Source organism: Arthrobacter sp. SPT-J7 (assembly GCF_059089965.1).
Genome location: NZ_JBNHFF010000322.1, coordinates 1 through 2,774, shown reverse-complemented (window position 1 = coordinate 2,774; position 2,774 = coordinate 1). Strand labels below are relative to the sequence as shown.

The following is a 2,774-nucleotide window of genomic DNA, read 5'->3' as shown; positions in this document are numbered from 1 at the left end:
AGGACTGCCCGACGACGGGCAGCCGGCAGGCCAGCGGCCCGTGGACGGGCGCCTTGGTGACGATCAGCGCCCGGACGACTCACGGCAGTAGTCGGGGCAGAAAAGCCGAAAGCAAAAAGCGGGGCTACCGGAATTTTGGATCGCTCCAAAATTCCGGTGGCCCCGCTTTTTTGTGTCCCTAGCTTGCGGCCTCGGCTTCGCGGTAGATGCCCGCCATCCAGTTCTCCACGTCATCTGCCTTGCGCGGCAGCGCAGCACTCAGGTTGACGGGGCCCGCTGCGGTCATCAGGATGTCATCCTCGATCCGCACGCCGATCCCGCGGTATTCCGCCGGGATGGCCAGGTCCTCTTCCTTGAAGTACAGGCCCGGCTCGATGGTGAACACCATGCCCTCAGTGAGGATCCCGTCCAGGTACAGCTCGCGTCTGGCCTCCGCACAGTCGTGCACATCGAGTCCCAGGTGGTGGCTGGTTCCGTGCGGCATCCAGCGGCGGTGCTGCTGGCCCTCCGGGCTGATGGCCTCTTCGACGCTGACGGGCAGGATGCCCCATTCGGCAAGGCGCTCCGCGAGGGCGGTAGTGGCGGCGGTGTGGATGTCTCTGAAGCGGGTGCCCGGCTGCGCCGCGGCGAACCCGGCGTCTGCGGCGTCCAGCACTGCTTCGTAGATCTTGCGCTGGATGTCCGAAAACACTCCTGTAGCGGGCAGCGTGCGGGTGATGTCAGCAGTGTACAGCGAGTCCGCTTCCACACCGGCGTCCAGCAACAGCAGCTCGCCGGCGTTGATCTTTCCGGTGTTGCGGGTCCAGTGCAGGACGGTGGCGTTGTTGCCCGAGGCCGCGATGGTGTCATAGCCCAGCTCGTTGCCCACTTCACGGGCGCGGGCAAAGAAGGCTCCCTCCACAACGCGTTCGCCGCGCGCGTGCGTCAGCGCCCGCGGGAGGGCCTTCACCACCTCCTCGAAACCTTCCACAGTGGCGGCGACTGCGAGCTTCATCTGCTCGATTTCCCACTCATCCTTGAGCAGGCGCAGCTCGGAGAGGGCTTCGCTGAGCTTTTCGTCGAGGGCGTCCAGGACGGCGAGGTCCAGGTTGTCGGGGTCCTTCGCTGTGTTGTACCGGGCGGTGTCCACCAGGGCGTCGATGTTTTCGTCCACCTTGCGCACCAGGCGGATGGAGATGCCGCCGATTTCGGGGGCGCCCACGTCCTTGGTGATGGCCGTCTCGAGCTGGTCGATGTGTGCCGTAGCCAGGCCCAGGCGGGCCTCGAACTCCGCCAGCGTAGGACGGGCACCGATCCAGAACTCGCCCGAACGTGAATCGGCATAGAACTGTTCCGTATCGCGCCCGGCGAGCGGCCGGAAGTAGAGCGTGGCGCGGTGGTTGCCGCCGTCGTCGCCCTTTCCTTCGTCGACGGGCTCCAGGATCAGGACGGCGTCCGGCTCGTGGTCAAGGCCAAGCCCGGTGAGGTGCGCGAAGCCCGAGTGCGGGCGGAAGCGGTAGTCGCAGTCGTTGGAGCGGACCTTCAGCGGACCGGCCGGGATGACCAGGCGCTCGCCTTTGAACTGGTCGGAAATGGCCTTGCGCCGGGTTGCGGCGTGGCTGGCGACGGCGTCGCGCGCCGGGAGTTCCTGGCTGGACGGCGCCCAGTTGCTGGCCATAAAGGCCTTGAAGGCGTCGGAACTTGGCCGCTGGGAGCGGTTGTTGACACGCTCTTCCAAGGGCTGGGAAGCAGAATCTGGGGTGTTATCGGCATCGTTCACGGCACCATCGTCTCACCAGCATGAAGCCTTGTGCGAATACCGCATGAACGGGGGGATGCGCTGTCTACTAGGCTGGGAAGGTGAGGATTGACCTGCATGCCCACTCCAACGTCTCCGACGGCACGGAGAAACCCGCCGACGTGATGGCGTCCGCCGCGCGCGCCGGGCTGGACGTGGTGGCGCTGACCGACCACGATTCCACCGCGGGCTGGGTGGAAGCGTCCGCTGCGGCAGTACAGCACGGCATTGCCCTGGTGCCCGGCATGGAGGTCTCCTGCCGGACCGAGCAGGGAATCAGTGTCCACCTCCTGAGCTACCTGCACGACCCCGAACATGCCGGGCTCCTGGAGGAGATCACCAAAGCCAAGGATGCCCGCCACACCCGCGCCGAGCGGATGGTCACCCTCCTCGCCGAGGACTATCCGCTCACCTGGGATGACGTCATCCATCAGGTGGCTCCGGGTGCCACCCTTGGGCGTCCGCATATCGCCGATGCGCTGGTGGCCGCCGGCGTGGTGGACGACCGGTCGGAGGCGTTCGCGTCCATCCTCACCTCCCGGTCCCGCTACTTCATCCAGCATTACGCGCCGGACCCTGCCACCGCCGTCGCACTGGTCCGTGCGGCAGGAGGCGTCCCCGTGTTTGCCCATCCGGTGGCCTCCTCGCGGGGCCGCATCGTGGGGGAGAGCGTCTACCAGGAGATGATCGACGCCGGCTTGGCAGGTTTGGAAATCGACCACCGCGACAATCCGGAGGAGGGCCGTGATTTCCTGCGCCGGCTCGCCGCGAAGCATGACCTGCTGATCACCGGGTCGTCCGACTACCACGGCACCGGCAAACCCAACCTGCTGGGGGAAAACCTGACGGGGCCTGACGTCCTGGCCCGGATTGAGGACATGGCCACCGGGACCGCCGTCGTGCGTCCTTGATCGCGGCCGCCCTCCCTGCCTAGTTGGAAGGGAAAGCGGTGAACTCGGCGTGGGCCCCCAGTCGCTTGGCCATGATGTCGATGGCC

The 2,774-nt window shown here is 66.5% G+C and carries 2 protein-coding genes; one reads left to right on the top strand and one right to left on the bottom strand.

Annotation, left to right across the window (positions count from 1 at the left end):
* Positions 1-178: 178 nt before the first annotated feature.
* Complete coding sequence (locus AC5RWX_RS32065; RefSeq protein WP_494100218.1) at positions 179-1,759, bottom strand: aminopeptidase P family protein; 1,581 nt, start codon at positions 1,757-1,759, stop codon at positions 179-181.
* Positions 1,760-1,839: 80 nt separating this feature from the next.
* Here AC5RWX_RS32065 and AC5RWX_RS32060 point away from each other — a divergent pair, with 80 nt between their 5' ends.
* The gene (locus AC5RWX_RS32060) at positions 1,840-2,688 is read left to right on the top strand and encodes a PHP domain-containing protein (RefSeq protein ID WP_494100217.1); all 849 of its coding nucleotides are present in this window, start codon (positions 1,840-1,842) and stop codon (positions 2,686-2,688) included.
* The last annotated feature ends 86 nt before the right edge of the window (positions 2,689-2,774 follow it).